The following is a 2,406-nucleotide window of genomic DNA, read 5'->3' as shown; positions in this document are numbered from 1 at the left end:
TCAAATTGTCTCTATCAATCTACAAGTGGGTCCAATAATCTGTATTTTTAAATACAAAATTAGATGCGCTTACCCTGACACCGCACCTGGGAATCCTTGGAGTAGCACTATTTCGTACAAATTCCCAGCTTCTGTGTAACGGTAGCAACTTTCTTCGTTGATGCACTCTCCGCCTTCATCTCAACAATTTGAGTACCATTTAACCCTAAAGAGCAGTGCATTGTGTACCTCTAACTTACTATTTTTTCTACACTAGCGACAGCTATTTTATTAAAATTAATTTTGTTTTTATGTTAACATTTAGCAGGAAATAGTCCTTGGTAAAAAGTGATTATTTCCTGCTAGATGGCAATCTATAGAACGCTCAAATGAGTTTCGCGTTCTCCGAATTGTGCAACTTTCTGAGCTTCCATATCTCCCGCTTCCAAGGCTTGTCGGATGGCTGAATTATCGGGCGATACTTCAATGCGTTGAAACTGGGGAGGAAGTTTATTTACTTCACAAGTGAGTTTGAGGGGCAAAACTCCGCCATTGCTGCTAATAGTTAACTGAAAGCGGTGTAGACTTAGTTTGTTGACATTCTGAGATTGGAGACACTTTTTGAGCTGCGCTTTCATCCAATCCACTCGTTTGCTATCGGTAGCTGCGAGTTTACTCAGGCGTTATGCTTCAGATTTTCGTTGTTTACTCAGGGCATGGCGGTTGGTAATGGCAGCGCAGTAGTTATCAACTTTGGAAAGCCATTGCTCGTAGGTACTACCCCGTTGTTCTAAGAGCTGTTGCACCGCTACTTCTAAATCTGGTGTGATTTCTTCACCTTCGATGTTGTCGATTAGTTCATCCAAGTCCTCCAGTTGTACAGTGAGTAGATGCAATGACTTAGTGTGTCCTCGGTGAGCCTCACAGCGACTGGAAATCAGAGCACGTTGGTCTGGGTTCATGTGTTGCCATGCTTGCTGCACAATTGAGTCGGTTTCAGGAGTTTCGGGGGTGTCGTATTGTGCTTTTAGTTGAGCTTTGAGGGCGGTCAGTGCTTCTATTCCCCGCTCTGAGGTTGCTAGTAATTGAGCGCAAATAACATCCAATAAGGACGTATTGGGCGTATTAGCCGTAGATTCACTCGATGTGACAGGTTCTTGAGATGCGGGTAATTGTGTCTTCTTTCTGGGCAGGTGTCGCAATTGTTCTAATTGTGATTTACAACCATTGCGATAGCCATTTTGTTGAAGTTATTTTAGGTATTAATTTTATAATTATTAGCTATTAGTAAGACGTTATTATTATATTATTTTAAATAAAAAAGTTGCCCCAAGCGCAAACTTGAGGCATGATAGATTATATCCGGCTCGCAATAATCAGATTTGTCGCGACTAATTGAAACTGAACTTCGGTCAACCCTATTGTTTCACCATCATCCGTAGATGCAGCAGCGATTACTTGACCGTAGAGGGCAATCCTTCGGCTGGTAATGCAGGTTAAGGGCAATTCTTTGAATGAGAATTCCTCATCACAGATTAGGTCTATCGCGGGTTCTGGAAATTGATTCCGGACATATTCTATGAACGCAGGTTCACCTGCAATGCCCACTCGGTTTTGCAAATCTGCCAGTTCCAACTTTTCTTCTACTTCCAGCCGGTGGATTCCTGTTGAATTAATCAAAGCGTAGAGCATAGCTTACTCCCTATTTTTTTACACCCTAGCGGTAGCCCTTTAATTTAAATTATTGGTATATTTAAAATTACTCTTGATATTAAGTTGATTTAGTATGACACCAACTCAACTAGACCAGAGAACAATACCGAGACACAAAGTCGCTCTCAAGCGCAATGAATTGAGCTTACCTATGGCTGCTAATATTGATGGGGGGATACTCCAACACCACCATACGCACTTGGATTATGGATGTGGTCGTGGGGATGATGTCCGCTTCGTCCAAGCAATGGGTTTTCGCTCCCGGGGTTACGACCCTTACTAATTTCCCCGAATCAAAAAAGCGGCTGATATTGTCACCCTGATTTATGTCCTCAGCACTATTGAAACTCTCATGGTTCGGTGTGAAGCGCTCATCTCTGCTTACCACCTAACCCGCCCAACTCTCGTGGTTAGTGCTATCACGCCCGCGATCGACCAATCATGCGGGTATTGCTTACAGCGATGGCGTAATTACCAAGTGGGGTACGTTCGAGAAGTGCTACTCCCACACGGAACTCAAACAATTGAAGATACTTTGGGCGTACCTGCTCGGTATGTCACTCACAATACCTACACTGTTTCTCACAACTCTAAAGCTCTTTCCCTGATAATCCACCCAAGATTTTTTCCTTGAAAGGCAGTCTGTCCCCGCCATTTGGAGGGGGCTATTTTAACTATCTAAAACCACCGGAATTGGTGAGGTCAGACTTAAAC

4 protein-coding genes are annotated in these 2,406 nt (G+C 43.2%); 1 reads left to right on the top strand and 3 read right to left on the bottom strand.

What is annotated here, in order from left to right:
* Positions 1-353: 353 nt before the first annotated feature.
* The 3 genes from QUB30_RS33320 to QUB30_RS33310 all read right to left on the bottom strand — a co-directional run bounded on the left by QUB30_RS33320 (position 354) and on the right by QUB30_RS33310 (position 1,671).
* Positions 354-659, bottom strand: a complete 306-nt coding sequence (locus QUB30_RS33320) for a siphovirus Gp157 family protein (RefSeq protein WP_333342586.1) — start codon at positions 657-659, stop codon at positions 354-356.
* A gap of 3 nt (positions 660-662) precedes the next feature.
* Positions 663-1,181: a hypothetical protein gene (locus QUB30_RS33315; protein WP_333342583.1), complete on the bottom strand. Its 519-nt coding sequence runs from the start codon at positions 1,179-1,181 to the stop codon at positions 663-665.
* 154 nt (positions 1,182-1,335) lie between these two features.
* The gene (locus QUB30_RS33310) at positions 1,336-1,671 is read right to left on the bottom strand and encodes a DUF3846 domain-containing protein (RefSeq protein ID WP_333203332.1); all 336 of its coding nucleotides are present in this window, start codon (positions 1,669-1,671) and stop codon (positions 1,336-1,338) included.
* A 94-nt stretch (positions 1,672-1,765) separates the two neighbouring features.
* On the opposite strand from QUB30_RS33310, the gene QUB30_RS33305 reads away from it, so the two are divergent.
* Positions 1,766-1,975 (top strand): hypothetical protein, encoded by a 210-nt coding sequence (locus tag QUB30_RS33305; protein WP_333186779.1) that lies wholly within the window; start codon positions 1,766-1,768, stop codon positions 1,973-1,975.
* The last annotated feature ends 431 nt before the right edge of the window (positions 1,976-2,406 follow it).

It is taken from the genome of Microcoleus sp. BROC3, assembly GCF_036702515.1.
Classification (GTDB): domain Bacteria; phylum Cyanobacteriota; class Cyanobacteriia; order Cyanobacteriales; family Microcoleaceae; genus Microcoleus.
The sequence above is the reverse complement of the archived record's forward strand: the minus strand, read 5'-3'. Positions and strand labels throughout refer to the sequence as shown.

Bases quoted from the DNA above. Each gene is read 5' to 3' on its own strand.
- QUB30_RS33310 (WP_333203332.1), bottom strand. From the start codon at position 1,671: ATGCTCTACGCTTTGATTAATTCAACAGGAATCCACCGGCTGGAAGTA.
- QUB30_RS33305 (WP_333186779.1), top strand. From the start codon at position 1,766: ATGACACCAACTCAACTAGACCAGAGAACAATACCGAGACACAAAGTC.